At 70.3% G+C, this 18707-nt stretch carries 15 protein-coding genes; 13 read left to right on the top strand and 2 right to left on the bottom strand.

Annotated features, from left to right (window positions below; genetic code table 11):
• The first annotated feature begins 96 nt into the window (after nt 1-96).
• The 6 genes from OXU32_11715 to OXU32_11690 are packed head-to-tail and all read left to right on the top strand — an operon-like array spanning nt 97 to nt 9022.
• Complete coding sequence (locus OXU32_11715) at nt 97-3069, top strand: hypothetical protein (protein ID MDE0074618.1); 2973 nt, start codon at nt 97-99, stop codon at nt 3067-3069.
• Nucleotides 3070-3113: 44 nt separating this feature from the next.
• Nucleotides 3114-3509, top strand: a complete 396-nt coding sequence (locus OXU32_11710) for a hypothetical protein (GenBank protein ID MDE0074617.1) — start codon at nt 3114-3116, stop codon at nt 3507-3509.
• A 19-nt stretch (nt 3510-3528) separates the two neighbouring features.
• Complete coding sequence (locus tag OXU32_11705; GenBank protein ID MDE0074616.1) at nt 3529-5481, top strand: acyl-CoA dehydrogenase family protein; 1953 nt, start codon at nt 3529-3531, stop codon at nt 5479-5481.
• 12 nt (nt 5482-5493) lie between these two features.
• Nucleotides 5494-6423, top strand: a complete 930-nt coding sequence (locus OXU32_11700; protein MDE0074615.1) for a COX15/CtaA family protein — start codon at nt 5494-5496, stop codon at nt 6421-6423.
• Entirely contained in the window at nt 6395-6853 is a 459-nt protein-coding gene (locus OXU32_11695) for a DUF420 domain-containing protein (GenBank protein ID MDE0074614.1), read from the top strand. The genes OXU32_11700 and OXU32_11695 overlap by 29 nt, the downstream gene beginning before the upstream one ends.
• Nucleotides 6854-6865: 12 nt before the next feature.
• On the top strand, nt 6866-9022 hold the full coding sequence (locus OXU32_11690) for an amino acid permease (protein ID MDE0074613.1): 2157 nt from the start codon (nt 6866-6868) through the stop codon (nt 9020-9022).
• Between the two features lie 49 nt (nt 9023-9071).
• Here the strand turns inward: OXU32_11690 and OXU32_11685 are convergent, their stop codons facing one another.
• Entirely contained in the window at nt 9072-9896 is an 825-nt protein-coding gene (locus OXU32_11685; GenBank protein ID MDE0074612.1) for a HAMP domain-containing sensor histidine kinase, read from the bottom strand.
• 219 nt (nt 9897-10115) lie between these two features.
• On the opposite strand from OXU32_11685, the gene OXU32_11680 reads away from it, so the two are divergent.
• The 6 genes from OXU32_11680 to OXU32_11655 all read left to right on the top strand — a co-directional run bounded on the left by OXU32_11680 (nt 10116) and on the right by OXU32_11655 (nt 15048).
• Nucleotides 10116-10583 carry a CoA-binding protein gene (locus OXU32_11680; GenBank protein ID MDE0074611.1) on the top strand — a complete coding sequence of 156 codons (468 nt, stop codon included), beginning with the start codon at nt 10116-10118 and terminating at the stop codon, nt 10581-10583.
• Between the two features lie 67 nt (nt 10584-10650).
• A complete protein-coding gene (locus OXU32_11675; protein MDE0074610.1) occupies nt 10651-11766 on the top strand; it encodes a thiamine pyrophosphate-dependent dehydrogenase E1 component subunit alpha in 1116 nt (371 codons plus the stop codon).
• Between the two features lie 235 nt (nt 11767-12001).
• A complete protein-coding gene (locus OXU32_11670; GenBank protein ID MDE0074609.1) occupies nt 12002-12628 on the top strand; it encodes a sigma-70 family RNA polymerase sigma factor in 627 nt (208 codons plus the stop codon).
• 50 nt (nt 12629-12678) lie between these two features.
• Nucleotides 12679-13311 (top strand): hypothetical protein, encoded by a 633-nt coding sequence (locus OXU32_11665; GenBank protein MDE0074608.1) that lies wholly within the window; start codon nt 12679-12681, stop codon nt 13309-13311.
• Between the two features lie 82 nt (nt 13312-13393).
• A complete protein-coding gene (locus tag OXU32_11660; protein MDE0074607.1) occupies nt 13394-13672 on the top strand; it encodes a hypothetical protein in 279 nt (92 codons plus the stop codon).
• Nucleotides 13669-15048 (top strand): dipeptidase, encoded by a 1380-nt coding sequence (locus tag OXU32_11655; GenBank protein MDE0074606.1) that lies wholly within the window; start codon nt 13669-13671, stop codon nt 15046-15048. Before OXU32_11660 ends, OXU32_11655 begins: the two co-directional genes overlap by 4 nt.
• A gap of 75 nt (nt 15049-15123) precedes the next feature.
• Here the strand turns inward: OXU32_11655 and trpE are convergent, their stop codons facing one another.
• Nucleotides 15124-16632 carry an anthranilate synthase component I gene (gene trpE, locus OXU32_11650; GenBank protein MDE0074605.1) on the bottom strand — a complete coding sequence of 503 codons (1509 nt, stop codon included), beginning with the start codon at nt 16630-16632 and terminating at the stop codon, nt 15124-15126.
• On the opposite strand from trpE, the gene OXU32_11645 reads away from it, so the two are divergent.
• Entirely contained in the window at nt 16631-18700 is a 2070-nt protein-coding gene (locus OXU32_11645) for a hydantoinase/oxoprolinase family protein (protein MDE0074604.1), read from the top strand. The two genes, trpE and OXU32_11645, sit on opposite strands and share 2 nt — an antisense overlap.
• The last annotated feature ends 7 nt before the right edge of the window (nt 18701-18707 follow it).

The raw sequence follows: 18707 nt of genomic DNA, 5'->3' as shown, positions 1-18707 counted from the left end.
ACGATTCTTTTTCGGGCCGTAATCAGTGCCGGAAAAGGCGTCTCCCGTCTCATCCCTCGCCGTCCGGCCGGGTCTCTTCGTGTCAGGAGAATCAGCATGTTCGTCCATTTGCGGAGAGTCGGCGCAGGCGCTCTCGGAAGCCTGCTGCTGGCGTTCTCGCTCCCGTTTGCGGTTGCCGCGCAATCCGCGCCCATCTCCGAAGCCCAGCTGGAGGCCTTCCGTCCCCGGTCCATAGGCCCCGCAGTTACGGGTGGGCGGGTCCACGACGTGGAGGCGCTCGCGGACGATCCGTCCGTGCTCTGGGTCGCGACCGCCTCGGGCGGCCTCTGGCGCAGCCTCAACCGCGGGCACACCTGGGTGAACGTCTTCGAGGACATGGAGGTCAACACCTTCGGCGACGTGGCTCTCGCACCCTCCGATCCACGGGTCGTGTACGCGGGCACAGGGGAGCAGAACAACCGGCAGAGCACCTCGTGGGGCAACGGCATCTACCGCAGCGACGACGGCGGGGAGAGCTGGGAGCACCTGGGACTGGAGGCCACCCGGCACATCGCCGAGGTGCAGGTCCATCCGCGCAACCCCGACGTCGTCTACGTGGCGGCCAGCGGAGATCTCTGGAACGCAAGCGAGGAGCGGGGCGTCTTCCGCAGCTTCGACGGCGGCCGCAACTGGCGCAAGGTCCTGTACGTGGATGAGGACACCGGGGCCATCGACCTCGTCCTCAACCATGAAAACCCCGACGTCGTCTACGCGGCGATGTACCAGCGGCGCCGCACCGCCTGGGGCTTCAACGGGGGCGGTCCCGGCAGCGGCATCTACCGTTCGACGGACGGTGGCGACACCTGGGAGGAGCTGACCGAAGGCGTTCCCGCGGGAGACAAGGGGCGCATCGGCCTGGCCATCTCCCGTTCCAATCCCATGGTGCTCAACGCGCTGATCGAGCACACCGAAGACACCGGGACGTACCGCTCGACGGACGGCGGCGACACCTGGGAGAAGATGAGCGACCTGAACGGCCGCCCGATGTACTACTCCCACATCTACATCGACCCCAACGACGAAAACGTGGTGTACACCCTGGCGACGTCCTCCTACCGCAGCCGCGACGGGGGACGCACTTGGGAGGACATCTCGGCGCGCCCCACCTACGACGTGGGCGTACACGCCGACAAGCACACCATGTGGATCAACCCGGCCGATCCCGAGCACTTCTACCTGGCCGGCGACGCCGGGCTGCACGAGACCTACGACGGCGGCGTCAACTACCGCCGCATCAACAACATCCCCATCGCGCAGTTCTACGCCATCGGGGTGGACATGCGCGATCCGTACTGGGTGCACGGGGGGCTCCAGGACAACCACTCCTTCGCGGGGCCGTCGCGCACCCGGCGCTGGGCCGGCATCCTCAACGACGACTGGCGCCAGACCGGCTTCGGCGACGGCATGTACCAGCAGGCGGATCCGCGCGATCCCCGCTACGTCTACGTGAACTCCAACGGCGGCGGCTACGTGCGCGTGGACACCGAGACCGGAGACCAGCTCGACATCCGTCCCCAGCCTCCCGAGGGAGAGGACCGCTATCGCTTCGACTGGGTGTCGCCCTCGCTCGTGTCCCGGCACACCGAGGGCCTGGTCTACACGGCCGGCAACCGGCTCTTCATCAGCCGCGACCACGGCAACAGCTGGACGCGCACCGAGGACCTGACCCGCCAGATCGACCGGGACGCCCTGGAGATCATGGGCGTGCGCGGCACCGACATCGGCCTGTCGCGCAACGACGGCACGAGCGGCTTCAGCGAGATCACCATCATCACGGAGTCGCCCCTGGACGGCGACGTCCTCTGGGTGGGCACGGACGACGGCAACGTGCAGCTGTCGCGCGACGGGGGGTCCACCTGGACCGAGCTTTCCGGAAACATCGACGGGGTGGCGGACGGCACCTACGTGAGCCGCATCCTTCCCTCGGTGCGGGGAGAGGATGTCGCCTACGTCGCCTTCGACGCCCACCGCAGCGGCGATTTCGCCCCCTACGTGTTCCGCACCGAGGATGCGGGGGCCACCTGGCTCGACCTGAGCGTCGGGCTCGAGGCGGGCGGTTCGGTCAATTCGCTCGCCGAGCATCCCGACAACCCCGAGCTGGTCTTCGCGGGCAGCGAGCACGGGCTGTTCGCCTCCACCGACGCGGGCGCCACCTGGGCGAGGATGCCCGCGCCCACCACCGCCTACGACGACCTCGTCATCCATCCGCGCGACAGGGACCTGGTGATGGGTACCCACGGGCGGGGCATCCTGATTCTGGACGACCTCGGGGCGCTCGCCGCGTGGAACGACCGGGTGGCCTCGGCTGCCGCGCACCTCTTCCCGATCCGGTCAGCGGCCATCTTCCAGTACTGGAAGGACACTTCGTACCGGGCCCAGGAGCCCTATGCGGGTGAGAATCCCGTGGACGGGGCCATCATCACCTACAGCCTCGGCGAGGGAAGCGGCCCGGCGCGCATCGTCATCGAGGACGAGCGCGGGAACTTCGTGCGCGAGCTCTCGGTACCCGGTTCTTCGGGTGTGCACAGGATCAACTGGGATCTCCGGCATCCGCTTCCCGGCAGCTCGACGCAGTGGCGGGCCCACAATGTGGAGGGACTGGCGCGCACCATCGAGGACCGCGGCCATTTCGTGTCCCCCGGCACCTTCCGGGTGATGCTCGAGGCTCGCGGCGCGACCTCGGAACAAAGCCTGGTGGTCACGGGTGATCCGGAGTTGCCGGTCACCCTGGCCCAGTACCGGGAGCGCGAGCAGTTCCTGTCGGAGGTGCTGGCGCTGAGGCAGGAGGTGGAGCGGGTGCGGGACGAGCTGAGCGGCAGGGGCGGGGGCGGCGCCGGAGGCGACCGGATCGAGGCCCTCAACCAGGGCGGGGCGGCGCTGGCCGGCATCTACCAGTCGATGAACGGCGGGGGCGTCCGCCAAGGTTCGCTCTATCCGCCCACGGCGACCCACCGCGAGCAGAAGGAGCGCGTCGAGGCCCTCCTCGCAAGCGCCCGCGAGGAGCTGGAGGACGCAGGCGGCCTCCGCTGATGGCGAATCCCCGTTTCCAATAACCGACAAGGAGTCCTGCCCCCATGTTCATGGCCCATTCGGGAGTTCGCTACCTGGTCCTGCTGTTTGGCGTGGCGTGCATACTCTACGCCCTCGTGGGAATGGCGACCGGCCGGCGCTACGATCGCCCCATGCGCGTGCTGGCATCCATGTTCGCGGGATCGCTGCACCTGCAGATCCTGCTCGGGGTGGCAGTCATCCTCACCATACCGGGCAGTTTCAGCACGGCGCTCATGGGGCACATCCTGCCCATGGCGATCGCGGCCGCCGTGGCGCAGCTGCCGGTTTCGGTGATGCGGCGCCGTCCCGAGGAGGCGCGCACCTATGCACCGCACGCCGTATCCGCCGCGATCGCGCTGGCGCTGATCTGGGCGGGCGTCGCCGCGATCGGCCGCTCGCTGCTCGAGACCACGGGCTAGCCGTTCAACGGAGCCGCGAATGACGCCACACCCGGCCCGGGGCCACGCCAGCGAGCGCGAAGCACGCGAGGTCGCGGAGAGCGCGCGCGAAAAGCGCTGGAAGCAGCGGAGCTTCGTCAGGTCGCTGTTCTCGGGCCGCTTCCGTGTGGACTGGGTCCATCCCCATCCGCTGCCCGACCCCGGTGAGCAGTTTCGGGGGAATCATTTCCTCAGAGAGCTCGAGGAGTTTGCGCGCCACCATATCGACGGCGACGCCGTCGACCGCGACGCCTGGGTTCCCGAGGAGGTGCTGGACGGACTGCGCGCCCTGGGCGCCTTCGGCATCAAGATCCCGCGCGAATACGGCGGCCTCGGACTCTCGCAGATCACCTACAACCGCGCGCTCGAGATCGTGGCAAGCCGCTGCATCTCCACCGCCGCGTTCCTCTCCGCGCACCAGTCCATCGGCGTGCCCCAGCCTCTCTCCTACTTCGGCACCGAGGCGCAGAAGCGGGCCTACCTCCCCAGGCTGGCCGCGGGAGCGCTCTCCGCCTTCGCGCTCACCGAACCGGAAGCCGGCTCCGATCCCGCCAACATGTCGACCACCGCCACGCCCACGGCGGACGGCGGCGCGTACATCCTGAACGGCGAGAAGCTCTGGTGTACGAACGGACCGCGGGCGGAGCTCCTGGTGGTCATGGCGTGCACACCGGCGCGCGCGGGCGTCAAGGGCAAGCGGCCCATCTCCGCCTTCATCGTGGACAAGGCCTGGCCCGGGGTGGAGGTGGTGCACACCAGCCGCTTCATGGGGCTCAAGGGGCTTTCCAACGGAGTCCTGCGCTTCACCAACGTGCGGGTGCCGCGCGAGAACCTGCTCTGGGGAGAGGGGCTCGGCCTCAAGCTCGCGCTCATCACGCTGAACACGGGCAGGCTGTCGCTTCCGGCCCTGTGCGCCGCGGCCGGCAAGTCCGCCCTGCACATGTGCCGCCGCTGGTGCGGCGACCGGGTTCAGTGGGGCGCCCCGGTGGGCAGGCACGACGCCGTCGCGCAGATGCTGGGCCGGATGGCCGCGAACGCCTTCGCCATGGAAGCGGTCATGGAGCTGTCGTCGGTGATGGCCGACGCCGGGACCTTCGACATCCGCATCGAAGCCGCCATGGCCAAGCTCTGGAACAGCGAAACCGCCTGGGCGCTGGCCGACGACGCGGTCCAGATGCGCAGCGGCCGCGGGTACGAGACCGCCGATTCCCTGCGTGCCCGGGGCGAGGAAATGCCTGCTCCCGTGGAGCGCCTGCTCCGCGACGTGCGCATCAATCGCATCTTCGAGGGTTCGAGCGAGATCATGCGCCTGTTCATCGCGCGCGAGGCGGTGGATCAGCACCTCAAGCTGGCCGGGGCCCTGGTGGATCCGCGGGCGCCGCTGGGCGAGCGGATGGCCGCGCTGGTGCGCGCCGGGCTGCACTATGCCTGGTGGTACCCCACGCGCTGGGTGGGCTGGAGCCGCTGGCCCAGATTCTCGGAATTCGGGCGCCTGGCGGGGCACATGCGATTCATCGAGCGCAGTTCGCGCAAGCTCGCGCGTTCCCTGTTCCACTGCATGCTCCGGTTCGGGGCGGGGCTCGAGAAGCGCCAGGCCGTGCTGGGCCGCATCGTCGACATCGGATCCGAGCTCTTCGCGATGACCGCCGTCAGCGTTCGCGTCGACATGCTGGCCGCCAAGAACCCCGGCGACTCCTCTCCGGAGGATCTTGCGGACCTGTTCTGCAGGCAGTCGCGGCGGCGCATCAAGGCCCACTTCGCCGCCCTCTTCTCCAACGACGATGTCGCGGCGTACGACGTGGCCGCCAGGGCCATGGAGGGAACCTACGGGTGGCTGGAGGAGGGCGTGGTCACGATGGCCGACCTGGAGGCGATGGAAGAGGCCGAGGCCAGCGCCTCCTCCGGTCCCACGGCGGCGAAACGGGCCTGGGAAGCCGCGGTGGCGGCGCGTTAGCGCAGGGTGCCCGTGAGCGCGCGCCTTCACCACATCGCCCTGGCCGCCGTCCTGGGATGGACCCTTGGGCTTCTCCTCCTGGGGAGCATCGTGCACGCGACCGGGTCGAGCCTCGCCTGCCCGGACTGGCCGACCTGCTTCGGCACCATGATGCCGGAGATGACCGGCGGCGTCTTCTGGGAGCACCTGCACCGGCTGGTGGCGGGCGGGCTGGTTCTGCTGTTCGCGGCGGCCGCCTGGCTGACCTGGCGCCGACAGCCGGAGCGCCGGTGGCTGCACCGGGCCGGGCTGGCCGGGATCGTGCTGCTGATCGTCCAGTCGGTGCTCGGCGGCCTCACCGTGCTGATGCGCCTGCCGGACGCCATCTCGTCCTCCCACCTGGCGCTCGCGTTCCTCTTCCTGGGCCTGGCCACCGTCATGACGGTCGTGACGGCACGGGGATGGGGCGGAGGAGCGCGCCTGGCGGGTGCGGCGCGGGCGACGCTGGGGAGGATGGCGGGAGGGGTGGCCGCACTGGTGCTGGCGCAGTCGGTGCTGGGCGCGGTGGTGCGCCACACCGACGCGGGCATGGCCTGTCCGGACGTGCCGCTCTGTATGGGCCAGGTGGTGCCTCCCCTCGAGCACCCGCTGGTGATTCTGCACTTCGGCCACCGCCTGCTGGGCATTCTGGTGGCGCTTGCGACCCTCGCGCTGGCCGTCTTCGTGCTGCGCCGGAGGGCCGCCGCCCCGCTCCCGGCCCTCGCCGCGGGAGCGCTGGTCACGGTGCTTGCCCAGGTCACCGTGGGCTTCCTCTCGGTGAGCAGCGGGCTCGCGGTTGCGCCCGTTTCGCTGCACACGCTGCTGGCCGCGCTGCTCCTCTCGCTGACCGTGGGGCTCGCAACCTACGGGCATGAACCCGAGCTGCGGCTTGCCGATGGCGCCGCTGCATTCCATGGACGCTGAGGCGCTCGGCAACTTTCTGGCACCGGTCAACGCCTCGCTGAACCTGCTCAGCACCAGCTTCCTGGTGGCCGGATTCGCCTTCATCCGGGCGCGCAACATCCCCCGCCATCGCCTGTGCATGATCTCGGCGGCGAGCGCGTCGGGCCTCTTCCTGGTCTTCTACGTCATCCGCTTCTCGCTCACCGGCACCCACACGTTCGCCGGAGAGGGAACCGCCCGGGTGGTCTACCTGGCCATCCTGTTCTCGCACATGGTGCTCGCGGTGGTGGTGGCGCCCCTCATCATCCGCCTGCTGTTCCTCGCGGGCCGAGAGCGCTTCACCGAGCACGCCCGCCTGGCGCGCTGGACCTTTCCGATCTGGCTGTACGTGTCGGTGACCGGGCTGGTCGTGTACGCCATGCTCTACCACGTGTACGGGTACGTGGAGTAGAGAGACCATCTGATGGCGAAACTCAAGCGGGAACTCGGGCTCTTCGACGTCTACGCCATCGCGACCGGCGCCACCCTGAGTTCGGGATTCTTCCTGCTGCCGGGTCTTGCGGCCGCGCAGGCCGGGGGGTCGATCCCCCTCGCCTACCTGCTGGCGGGCCTGCTTCTCCTGCCGGGCATCCTCAGCATGGCCGAGCTGTCGACCGCCATGCCCCGCGCCGGCGGCATCTACTACTTCCTGGACCGCAGCATGGGCCAGCGGGTCGGGGCGATCGGCGGATTCGGCACCTGGACCACGCTCACCCTCAAGTCCGCTTTCGCGCTGGTGGGACTCGGCGCCTACCTGCAGGTCTACTATCCCGACGCGCCCGCCGGCCCCATCGCCCTCGCCTTCGCGGCGGGATTCGGCGCGGTCAACCTCTTCGGCGCGAAGAAGACCAGCTCCATCCAGCTGGTCCTGACCGTGCTGCTGCTGGCCATGCTGGGATGGCTGATCGGGACCGGCGTCACCGCCGTCGACCCCGGCGTCTTCGAAGGCGCGTTCGAGCTGGGCGCCTCTCCCTTCTTCGCCACCGTCGGGCTGGTGATCGTGTCGTACATGGGGCTCACCCACGTCGCCTCGGTCTCCGAGGAGGTCAGGAACCCGGACCGCAACCTGGCGCTGGGCATGCTGCTGGCCTTCGTGACGGTGCTGCTCGTCTACGTCCTCGGCACCTGGGCGATGGTCGGGGCGATCGGGGTCGAGGCGCTCTCCGCCGATGGCGGCAACCTGGCGCCCGCGGCAGCGATGGCCAGGGCGGTGTCCGGGAGCACGGGAGAAGCCGTCATGACCGTGGCCGCCATCCTCGCCTTCACATCGGTGGGCAACGCCGGAGTGCTGTCCGCGAGCCGCTACCCGCTGGCCATGAGCCGCGACCACGTCCTGCCGGCCGCGCTCCGCCGCATCAGCCGGTGGGGCACGCCCTGGGTCGCCGTCCTCGCCACCGTGGGGCTGATCGTCCTCTGGCTCCTGCTCTTCGACCCGTCCAGCATCGCGAAGCTGGCGAGCGCCTTCCAGCTCATCATGTTCGCCCTCGCCTGCCTTGCCGTGATCGTCATGCGCGAGAGCGGGCTCGCCCCCTACGACCCCGGCTTCCGCGCGCCCCTGTACCCCTGGGTCCAGATCATCGGCATCGTCATCCCTTTTCCGCTGATCGTCGAGATGGGCTGGCTCGCCACCCTCCTGAGCGTCGCCTTCGTCGCCTTCGGGCTCCTCTGGTACAGCCTCTACACCCGCGATCACGTGCGCCGGGAGGGCGCCATCTACCACGTCTTCGAGCGGCTGGGCCAGCAGCGCAACCAGGGGCTGGAAGGGGAGCTGCTCCAGATCCTCAAGGAGAAGGGGGTGCGCGACGCGGATCCCTTCGAGGAACTCATGGCGTCTTCGGCGGTGCTGGACTACCAGGACGCCGTCCGCTTCTCCGAATTGGTGGACCGTGCATCACAGGTGCTGTCGGAACAGCTTGATGTGGATGCCGACAGGCTCGCTCAGGGCTTCTTTGAGGACAGCGGCAGCGGCCTGACGCCGGTATCCCAGGGCGTCGTCCTGGAACATCTGCGCCTCGACTCGATTCCGGGTCACCGCATGGTCCTCGCCCGCGTCCATGGGGGGATCGAAATCGATGTCGGCGAACCCGACGTCCCGCCGGCGGACGACGAGCTCATCCAGGCGGCGTTCTTCCTGGCGAGCCCGGAGCCCGATTCCGGCCGCCATCTGCGCATCCTGGCCCAGATCGCGGGCCGCGTGGACGACGAGAGCTTCCTAACCGAGTGGCTCGAGGCGGAAGACAACCTGGAGCTGCGCGAGGTCATGCTGCGGGACGAACGCATGCTCGTGGTCGAGGTGCTGCGTGAAGGGGCGAGCAGCTCGCTGGCGGGAATGACCATCCACGACATGGGGCTGCCCGAGAGCACCCTGGCGGCCATGATCCGGCGGCGCGGACAGCTCGTCGTCCCGCATGACGACACAGTCATCGAGCAGGGCGACCGCCTGACCATCCTCGGTTCCCCCCGCGACATCATCGACCTGCGGCACCGCTACGACGTGCACGCCACAACCGTCCCGCGCTGGTGGCGGGGCAGGCGCCGGACCGTCGAAGCCGGTGAGGTTCGCCCCCGCAACTCCCGATGAGCGGACCGGGCGCCTGACCGCGCGGGTTTCCGTGCCTGAAGGGGGACGTTCAGCCCTCCCCCGGCGGCAACTCCACCACCACCTCCCCGCCTCCCCCGCGATTGCGCACCTCCAGGGTCCCGCCGTGGGCCTGGACGACGTAGCGGGCGTGGGTCAGCCCCAGTCCCAGTGCCCCCGGGACCGTGCTGAAGAAGGGTTCCGCCGCGCGCCCCAGCGCCTCGTCCGAGAAACCCTCGCCCGCATCGCGCACCACAATCCGCGCCGAGCCGGCGGCGTTCCGAAGCGAGATCCCGATCGGTTTTCCGTCCCCGTGACGCCCGGCGTTCGCCAGAATCATGTAGACGGCATCCTGCAGCGCAGCGAGGTCCGCGCGGCACGGCACCGGCTCCCCGGGCAGATCCAGCTTCACCTCCACCTTGAAGGCCTTCTGGAACTCACGGGCGACACCTTGCACCGCCTCGGCCAGGTCGATGGAAGCGCGTGCCAGCTCCGGCGTTTCCGCGTAGAACTCGATGTCCTCGATGGCGTCGAGGGCCTGTTGAATGCGGGGACGAACGCCGCGGCCGCGGGCGTGCAGGGCCTGTACGAGCGGCTTGACGACGGCTGTCTGGAGGAACTGCGCGAGGCGCGCGAGCACCTCCGGCGATGCGCCCCGAACCGGCATCCACCCGCTCGAGAGGCGCTGGCGGACCGCTCTGACCCCGGCAGGCAGCGACGAGTCGTCTCCCTCGATCTTCCCGGAGCGCGCCTCCGCGCCGAGGCGCTCGAGCGCGCGCCGGTACCGCGCGGCTGTCCGCTGGCCCGACACGCGCCAGACCACGGGCAGGGCCGCGACCGCGACGAAAAACAGGATGTATCCAAGCGCACCAGGCATACCCAGATGGCCTCCTTCCGAAACCACGCACGCCGAAGATGATCGGAATGCAGACGCCCGGGATGATGGCGATGCGGCGAACTGCGAGCAACCGTTGCCCGGCCCGGCGCGCCATTGCTCCCCCGGTCCCCATCCAGTATCCTGACGCCCTGCCCGCCGCCGGTGCGCGCCCGCCGGCCGATGCCGAACGGGCGCGCGATCCACCCCCATGCCCCATCCATGACCAACCTGACCGCGCTCGATGTCCTGCTCCAGGAGTCCTCGGATCCGGACAATCCGGATGCCGCGGAGCTGCTGGACATCATGCGCTCCGTGAGGACGATCGCGGTCGTGGGCATTTCCCGGGATCCCGCCAAGGCGGCGCGGCGGGTGCCGTCGTACCTGGCGACCAAGGGGTACGACATCCTGCCCGTCAACCCGTTCGCGGCGCGCATCCTGGGAAGGCCCGCACGGAAGTCGCTCGCGGAGGTCGCGGAGCCCCTGGACATGGTCGTGGTCTTCCGGCCCTCCGAGGAGGCGGGAACCCACCTGGCGGAGGCTGCCGCCCGCCCGGAGCGCCCGGTCGTCTGGCTGCAACAGAACATCCGTGCCGACGAGGCAGCGGCCGAAGCGCGCGCCCGGGGGATCCGGGTCGTGCAGGACATGTGCACGTATCGGGTTCATCGCGCAGCCACGGCAGATCGATGATCGGACGTCCCGCAGTCGCATCAGTGCGCCCGAGCCGGGCCGCCGCTCCGGTCGGGGCCGGCGTCCCATGAAGCGCTACCCCGCCTTCGACCCGCCCGAGTACCAGGACTGGAAAGCCGACGCGGAGCTGGTGCGCGCGTTCGAGCAGACGCTGGCCGAACCCTCGCGCGCCGCGCTCGTCGCCGAGCTCTCCGAGGACGACCTGCTCGCCTTCTACCGCGACCTGTTGACGACGCGCCTTCACGACATCGGACTCAAGCGGTGGGTGCGCCAGGGCGTCATCTCCAAGGCGTGGCTCGCCACCGGCGAGGAGGCGGTCACGGTCGGCAGCGTGCGCGCGCTCGACCCCACCCGCGACATCGTCAGCCCGATGATCCGCAACGCCGGGGCCTGCCACATGATGGGGATGCCGGTGGCCGACATCTTCCGCGGCTACCTCGCGACCGAGGACGGGCCCAACGGGGGGCGCGATCTCCACATCGGCGCGCTGGCCAAGGGCGTCATCCAGCCCATCAGCCACATGGGCACCAACGTGCCCGTGATGGCGGGCGTGGCGCTGGCCTTCCGCAACCTGGGTCAGAAGCGCGTCGCGCTCACCTGGATCGGCGACGGCGCCACCAAGACCGGCGAGTGCCACGAAGGGCTGAACCTCGCCGCCGTCCAGCGTCTTCCGGCCATCTTCATCATCCAGAACAACCAGGTGGCGCTCGGCACTCCGCTCGAGCAGCACGGCGCCGGAGACCTGGAGGCCTGGCCCGCGATGTACGGGGTTCGGGGCTGGAACTGCGACGGCAACAACATCCTGGACGTCTATGCGGTGACGCGCATGGCCGCGGACGCCTGCCGGGCCGGCGATGGTCCCGCCATCATCGTCGCTTCCACCTTCCGCATGGGCGGACACGCCACCCACGACGAGCGCGAGGCCCGCGAGACCTTCCCTCCGGAACTGTTCGAGCGGTGGGGACGCAGGGATCCGGTGGGCCTCTTCGAAGCGTATCTCGAGGCCCGGGGCGTCGATCCCGACGAGCTGCGGGCGATCGAGGAACTGGTCGCCGACGAGGTCGCGGCGGGCGCGGAGGAGGCGCTCGCCTCCCGCGACCGGCAGCCCGCGCCCGAAAAGGCTCTCTACGAAGGCATCTCCGAGGGCGGCACGCTGCTGTCGCTGGAGCGGCGTCCCGTCTGACTGTCCACGGGGACCGCGAAGGACCGTGGCCCGCGGGCACGATTCTCGTCCCGTTGAGCGATTGCTTCAGGTGCCGTGTCATACTTGAGCAACGCGTGCTGAGCGGGCATATTCCGAGGCAGGGAACCCGCGCTCCCGCAGGCCGGCGCATCGGTCTGACGTGCATTGCTTCCGCACGGCTCACGGGGATGGCGGGGGGTACGGGGTGTATGGTGGAGGTGTGAAGGAGAAGCCGATGGCGGAGTCGAAACTGCGCGAACCGGACCTGCTCTCCAGACTCCCGCTCGACTGCATGAGCGACGAGGAGCTGGTGGTGTCGCACCTGAACGACCGCCGCGGGGCCTTCACCAGGCTCTTCAACCGGTACCGCGAGCGCCTCGTCCATTTCATCGTCCGCAAGACGGGCGACGCCGACCGCGCGCAGGACCTCACCCAGGAGGCCTTCATCCGGGTGGCCCGGCACCTCGAGCGCTTCGATACCAGCAAGAAGTTCTCCACCTGGATCTACACCATCGCGAGCAATCTCTCCAAGAACGAGCTGCGCAACCGGTCCCGCAGCCCCGTGGTGCTCTTTCAGGTGCTGCGCAGCCGCTGGGAAGACGATCCCCGGCCCCTCCAGTTCGAGGATTCCTCCATGTCCCCGGACGGGCTCTACCGCAAGCGCTTCCTGAAGAGGCTTGTCGAGGACACGGTGGCCCAGTTGCCCGAGCATCACCGGATGGTGTTCCGCCTGCGCGAGCTCGACGGCAAGAGCTACGACGAGATCGCGGAGATCACCGGCGTGAACCTGGGCACCGTGAAGAGCCGCCTGCACCGGGCCCGCAACTCCTTCGCCCAGCGCATCGAACCCTACCTGAACTGAGCGGCGCCAGCCGGGCCCGAGGGCCATCCCGGGAAGGACATCCACGTCACATGTTCGCGAAGCTCCGAGCTGCGTTCCGGGAAGCCGTCGAAAACTTCAAGACCGAACTCAATCGCGACCAGATCCCCGAGGCGGTGGATGGCCTGCTCGCGGGCATGTACCGCGAAGCCACCGACGCCAAGGCGTACGTCTCCAAGCTGGAGAAGGACCTCGCCGCGGCCCGGGTCCGCGCGCAGCGCGAGTCGGAGCAGGCCGACGTCTGCCGCCGCCGCCAGCAGCAGGCCGAGCGCATCGGCGATGAGGAAACGGTGCGCGTGGCGGAGGAATTCGCCCGGAAGCACGAGGAGCGAGCGCAGGTGCTCGAGGACAAGGCGGAGGCGATTCTGCGCGAACTCACCGTCTGCCGCAGCGACGTGGACGAGATGCTGGAGCAGATCAAGGTCGCGCGTCAGAAGAGCGAAGCCCTCGGCGCCACCGCGGGGCGGACGGAGGCGCGCGAGACCCTGGGCAGGGCCGACGACCTCTTCCGCGACTTCGACCGCATGGGAGACAAGGTCTCGGGCACCGAGTCCGAGGCCGAAGCCGCCGCCGCCTTCGACCGGGAATTCGAATCCGGGCCCACGAGGGAGGAGAACCTGGAGGATCGCCTCGCGGAGCTGAAGCGCCGGATGGGCAACAGGTAGGTCCCGGGGTGGCTTCCCGCTCCGCGCGCGGGTAGATTTTCGCCGCTCGACGAACTCCCTCAACGAGGTTCGGGATAACGCCATGGAAAACTGGATCGGCGTCGGCGTGTGGATCGTCATCGGCGCCTTCATCGGGCTGATGATGAAGGTGGTGGTGAAGCGGCCCGAGGAAAGCGCGGGCCACACCTGGCTGCTGGCGGTCTTCGGAGCCTTCGGCGCGGTCATCGGCGGCATGCTGGGCGTGGGCATCCTCGAATTCGACGATCCCGTGGCGCTCAGCGCGGGAGGGATGATCGGCGCGGTCGTGCTCGCCGCGGTCATGTCCTGGACCTACCGCTGGGGCATCCGGGGGTGGATGTGACGCCTGCGGAGCAGTTCACCGCCGCCAACCTGGACCGGTTTCTGGCGGAGCTCTTCGACTTCCTGCGCATCCCCTCCATCAGCGCCAAGTCGGAACACAACGGAGACACGCGGCACGCTGCCGGCTGGCTGCGCGACCGCATGCGGGACATCGGCCTTGAGGCCGAGATTCTGGAGACGCCGCGCCACCCGGTGGTGCTCGGCGAGTGGCGCGGGGCGGGGGAGGACGCGCCCACCGTGCTGGTGTACGGCCACTACGATGTCCAGCCGGCGGAGCCCCTTGAACTGTGGACGGCTCCGGCCTTCGAGCCCGACGTGCGCGACGGGCGCATCTACGCGCGCGGCTCCGCCGACGACAAGGGGCAGCTCTTCCTGCACGTGAAAGCCGCGGAGTCGCTGCTGGCCGCGGACGGCCGGCTGCCGGTCAACCTGATCGTGCTGGCCGAGGGGGAGGAGGAGATCGGCTCGCCCAACCTCATCCCGTTCGTGGAGGCGCACGCCGAGCGGCTGGCGTGCGACGTGGTGGTGATCTCCGATTCCGCGATGTTCGCGCCCGGCCTGCCCTCGGTGCTCTTCTCGCTTCGCGGCCTGGCCTACTTCGAGATCACCGTGCACGGACCCACCAGCGATCTGCACTCGGGCAGCTACGGGGGCGGGGTGGTCAACCCGGCGATGGCGCTCGCCCGCATCCTGGGAACGCTACACGACGACAGCGGGCGCATCGCGATCCCCGGGTTCTACGACGACGTCGTGGACTGGGGCGACGAGACCCGCGCCGAGATTCGCGCGCTGCCGTTCGACGACGAGGAGTTTCGCGAGGGCGTGGGCGTTGCCGCGCTGTCGGGCGAGGCGGGGTACTCGACCCTGGAGCGCCTCTGGATCCGGCCCACCTGCGAGGTGAACGGCCTCCTCTCCGGCTACACCGGCGAGGGCGCCAAGACGGTGCTGCCGGCGCATTCGATGGCCAAGGTCAGCTTCCGGCTGGTTCCCGATCAGGATCCGGCGCGGGTGGCGGAGCTCCTGCGGGCCCACATCGCGCGCGTGGTGCCCCCGGAAGTCCGGGTCGAGATCGAGGAGCTGCACGGCGGGATGCCCTGGCGCGGACAGGTGTCCGGTGGATTGATCGACGCCGCCAGCCGGGCGCTGGCGCGCTCGTTCGGCCGGCGGCCGGTGCTCACCGGGGAGGGGGGCTCGATCCCCATCGTGGGCGAGTTCGAGCGCATCCTGGAGGCGCCGGTGCTCCTTCTCGGGTTCGCGCTCCCGGGGGCCAACATGCACGCCCCGGACGAGTGGTTCCCGCTGGAGAACTTCGACAAGGGCATCGTCGCCCTCGCCGCGCTGCTGGAGGAGCTGGGGAGCGGCGCCTTCGCAGCCTGAGCGCGCCAGGTGCGCGCCCTGATGCGGCCGGGCTCCTACGCGATGGGGGCGTGCCGGACAGGTGCGGGAAGCGGCTCAGTCGTCCGAATCCGCCCCCGATATCATCGTTCCCGCCCTGAGCAGCGCCCGCGCCTTGTTGAGGGTCTCCTCGTACTCGGCGGCGGGATCGGAGTCCGCCACCACCCCGGCCCCCGCCTGTACGTAGGCCTTCCCCCGCGCCGCCAGCAGCGTGCGGATGGCGATGGCGGTGTCCATCGTCCTGCCCCCGTAGGCGAGATAGCCGACGGCGCCGCCGTAGGGACCCCGGCGCACGGGCTCCAGCTCGTCGATGATCTCCATGGCGCGTACCTTGGGCGCTCCCGAGAGCGTTCCCGCGGGAAAGCCGGCCAGGAGCGCATCCAGCGCCGTGAGCCCTTCCCGGAGGTCTCCCTCCACCCTGCTGACGATGTGCATCACGTGCGAGTAGCGCTCGACCGCCATCAGCTCCGAGACCCGCACGGTGCCGGAGCGCGCCACCCGGCCCACGTCGTTGCGTCCCAGGTCGACGAGCATGCGGTGCTCAGCCAGCTCCTTCTCGTCCGCCGCCAGTTCGGCGGCCAGGCGGGCGTCCTCCTCGGGGGTGGCGCCGCGCGGGCGCGTCCCGGCGATGGGGCGCACGGTCACGACGCCGTCCTCCACCCGCACCAGCAGCTCCGGGGAGCTGCCCACCAGGGTCACGCCGTCCAGCTCGACGAAATACAGGTAGGGCGAGGGGTTGAGGGTGCGGAGCACCCGGTAGAGCTCGAAGGGCGACCCCGCGAGCGACATCTCGAGCCGCTGGCTGAGCACCACCTGGAAGGCGTCGCCGGCGAAGATGTAGTCGCGGATCGTCTGAACGGCGCCCTCGAACTCCTCCCGGCTCATGCTGCTCTCGAACCGGGGGTCGGAGGCGGGTTCGGGGAGCAGTTCCATGGGAGGAGGCGCGGGGGCCGTGCGCAGGGAGTGGATGATGGCGGCGACCTTCCGGAGCCCGCGCTCGTAGCGGGCGCGCAGCTCCTCCTCCCCGATCCCGGGCGCGACCGGCACCGCGGCGATGACGTTCGCCCGCCCCAGCAGGTTGTCGATGGCGAGCACGACGTCGGTGAACATGAACACCGCGTCCGGGATGTCGAGGCCGTCCGGAGGCGCGTTCGGCAGCCGCTCCAGCTGGCGCACCACGTCGTATCCCAGATAGCCGACGGCGCCTCCCCAGAAGCGGGGGAGTTCCGGGACGTCGGCGGGCTGGTACGCCGCAAGCCTCCGGGAAAGGTCCGCGAGGGGGTCGTCGGTATCAATCGGCTGCCATCCGCCGCTGCGCGTCCACCAGGTAGCCCTGCCGCCGTGGAGGCGCCAGGCCGCCGCCGGATCCGTCCCCAGGAAGCTGTAGCGCGCCCAGCGCTCGCCTCCCACCACCGACTCCAGCAGAAAACCCCAGGGCGGCCGCGCCAGCCGCGCGTAGGCGGTGACCGCCGTATCCACATCGAAGAGCAGCTCCGCCCACACCGGCACCAGACGGCTGGACCGGGCGAGGTCGCGGAAGCGCTCGAAGGAGAGGCCAGGATTCATGCGACCGAAGCTGATGCGCCCGCCCATGCCTAGCAACACCCTGGAGGGACCATCGGTGTCGGTTGGCGAGATCTCCGGCCACGAGGGGGCGCCGGACGGGCTGTCCGGCCTCCCGGTGCTGGCGGTGGACACGGGCGGGACCTTCACCGACTTCGTGCTCTACCGCGGCGGGCAGGTTTCCACCCTGAAGGTGCCCTCCACCCCGGCGGACCCCTCGGAGGCGGTGCTGGAGGGGGTGCGGCGGCTGATGGACGAGGACGGACCCTTCCTGATGGTGCACGGCTCGACCGTCGGGACCAACGCCCTGCTCGAGCGAAAGGGCGCGCGCGTCGTGTTGGTGACCAACCGGGGCTTCGAGGACGTGATCGAGATCGGGCGCCAGAACCGCCCGCAGCTCTACGCCCTGGCCGGACACCGGCCGCCGCCGCTGGTGGCGCGCGCCGACCGGGTGGGCATCCGCGGGCGGCTGGGGCCCCAAGGGGAGGAGATCGAGGCGCTCGATCCGGGGGAGGTGGAGGCGCTCACGGCGCGTGATGCGAAGGCGTGGGCGGTGGCGCTGCTGCACGCCTACGCCGATCCCGCGCACGAGGCCGCGGTGGCGGATCGACTGCGGGCGGCGGGCCACCTGGTGTCGGTGTCCTCGGAGATCCTGCCCGAGTACCGCGAGTACGAACGCACCTCGACCACGGTCGTGAACGCCTACATCGCGCCGGTCGTGTCGGGCTACCTCGGGCGGCTGGAGGAGGAGGCGGGCGCGCGCGCGATCCGCATCATGGGGTCGAACGGGGGGGCGCTGCCGGTCGCGCGGGCGCGCGAGGAGCCGGTCCACACCGTCCTGTCGGGGCCGGCGGGCGGGGTGGTGGGGGCGCTCGCCTGGGCGCGGCGAGCGGGTTTCCGAGACATCGTCACCTTCGACATGGGGGGCACCTCCACCGACGTGTCGCTCTGTCCGGGGCGGCCGCTGCGGACCCGGGAATTCACGATCGGGGGGCAGCCGGCCGCCATCCCCGTGATCGACATCCACACGGTGGGGGCCGGCGGCGGCTCCCTCGCCCGGGTGGACCCCGGCGGCGCCCTTCGGGTGGGTCCCCAGAGCGCGGGCGCGGCGCCGGGGCCGATCTGCTACGGCCGCGGGGGCGAGGGGCTGACCGTCACCGACGCCCACGTGTGGCTGGGCCGCCTGCCCGCCGACGGCTTCCTCGGCGGGAGCGCGACCCTCGACCGGGGCGCCGTCGAGAAGCCCCTGGCGGAGCTGGCCGGCCGTCTGGGATCCACCATGGAGGACGCGGCGGCCGGCATCCTGGCCGTGGTCAACAGCTCGATGGAGCGGGCGCTGCGCGTCATCTCGGTGGAGCGCGGCCACGACCCGGCCGCCTTCGTGGTGGTCGCGTTCGGGGGGGCGGGGGGCCTCCACGTGGCGGAGCTGAGCGAGCGCCTGGGCGCCGCCGGCGCGATGATCCCGCCCGACCCGGGACTTCTGTCCGCCTACGGCATGCTGGCCGCGCCGGTCACCAAGGAGGTCTCGCGCACGGTGCTCGTCGCCCACGATGACGCCGCCTGCGACGCCCAGCTCGGCGAGGTGTTCGCCGAGCTGGAGGAGACCGCGACCACCCGCATGGCCGAAGAAGGCCATGGCCGCGCGTCGCTGGCCGTGGAGCGCTGGGTGGACGCCCGCTACCTGGGCCAGAGCTACGAGCTCCCGGTAGTCGCGGATGGCTGGGTGGAGCGATTCCACCAGGCCCACGCGCAGCGGTACGGCTACCGCCAGGACGACGCCCGGGTGGAGGCGGTGACGCTGCGGGTCGTGGCGCGGGCCCCCGGCCTGTCCCTGGACCCGCCCGCGCTCGAATCCGCCGCCGAGGCGAGCCCGCCCGCCCGCACCGCCCGGGTGCACGCCGGCGGCCGCGTCCGGGACGCTGCCTGCTGGTGGCGGCGCGACCTGCGCGCCGGACACGCGCTAGCGGGTCCGGGCCTCGTCCTCGAGTACAGCTCGACCACCTGGATTCCGTCCGGGTGGCGCGCGGAGGTCGACGAAACGGGGAGTCTGCTGCTGCGACGAATGGATTAGTCCAACT

This window comes from Gammaproteobacteria bacterium, assembly GCA_028819075.1.
In the GTDB taxonomy this organism is placed as follows: Bacteria; Gemmatimonadota; Gemmatimonadetes; order Longimicrobiales; family Gaopeijiaceae; genus BD2-11.
This window is presented reverse-complemented; position numbering and strand designations above follow the sequence as displayed.

What these genes read in the sequence shown, in the direction of transcription:
- OXU32_11715 (MDE0074618.1), top strand. Translation starts at nt 97, where the DNA reads ATGTTCGTCCATTTGCGGAGAGTCGGCGCAGGCGCTCTCGGAAGCCTG.
- OXU32_11710 (MDE0074617.1), top strand. Translation starts at nt 3,114, where the DNA reads ATGTTCATGGCCCATTCGGGAGTTCGCTACCTGGTCCTGCTGTTTGGC.
- OXU32_11705 (MDE0074616.1), top strand. Translation starts at nt 3,529, where the DNA reads ATGACGCCACACCCGGCCCGGGGCCACGCCAGCGAGCGCGAAGCACGC.
- OXU32_11695 (MDE0074614.1), top strand. Translation starts at nt 6,395, where the DNA reads ATGGCGCCGCTGCATTCCATGGACGCTGAGGCGCTCGGCAACTTTCTG.
- OXU32_11690 (MDE0074613.1), top strand. Translation starts at nt 6,866, where the DNA reads ATGGCGAAACTCAAGCGGGAACTCGGGCTCTTCGACGTCTACGCCATC.
- OXU32_11685 (MDE0074612.1), bottom strand. Translation starts at nt 9,896, where the DNA reads ATGCCTGGTGCGCTTGGATACATCCTGTTTTTCGTCGCGGTCGCGGCC.
- OXU32_11680 (MDE0074611.1), top strand. Translation starts at nt 10,116, where the DNA reads ATGACCAACCTGACCGCGCTCGATGTCCTGCTCCAGGAGTCCTCGGAT.
- OXU32_11675 (MDE0074610.1), top strand. Translation starts at nt 10,651, where the DNA reads ATGAAGCGCTACCCCGCCTTCGACCCGCCCGAGTACCAGGACTGGAAA.
- OXU32_11670 (MDE0074609.1), top strand. Translation starts at nt 12,002, where the DNA reads ATGGCGGAGTCGAAACTGCGCGAACCGGACCTGCTCTCCAGACTCCCG.
- OXU32_11665 (MDE0074608.1), top strand. Translation starts at nt 12,679, where the DNA reads ATGTTCGCGAAGCTCCGAGCTGCGTTCCGGGAAGCCGTCGAAAACTTC.
- OXU32_11660 (MDE0074607.1), top strand. Translation starts at nt 13,394, where the DNA reads ATGGAAAACTGGATCGGCGTCGGCGTGTGGATCGTCATCGGCGCCTTC.
- OXU32_11645 (MDE0074604.1), top strand. Translation starts at nt 16,631, where the DNA reads ATGCGACCGAAGCTGATGCGCCCGCCCATGCCTAGCAACACCCTGGAG.
- trpE (MDE0074605.1), bottom strand. Translation starts at nt 16,632, where the DNA reads ATGAATCCTGGCCTCTCCTTCGAGCGCTTCCGCGACCTCGCCCGGTCC.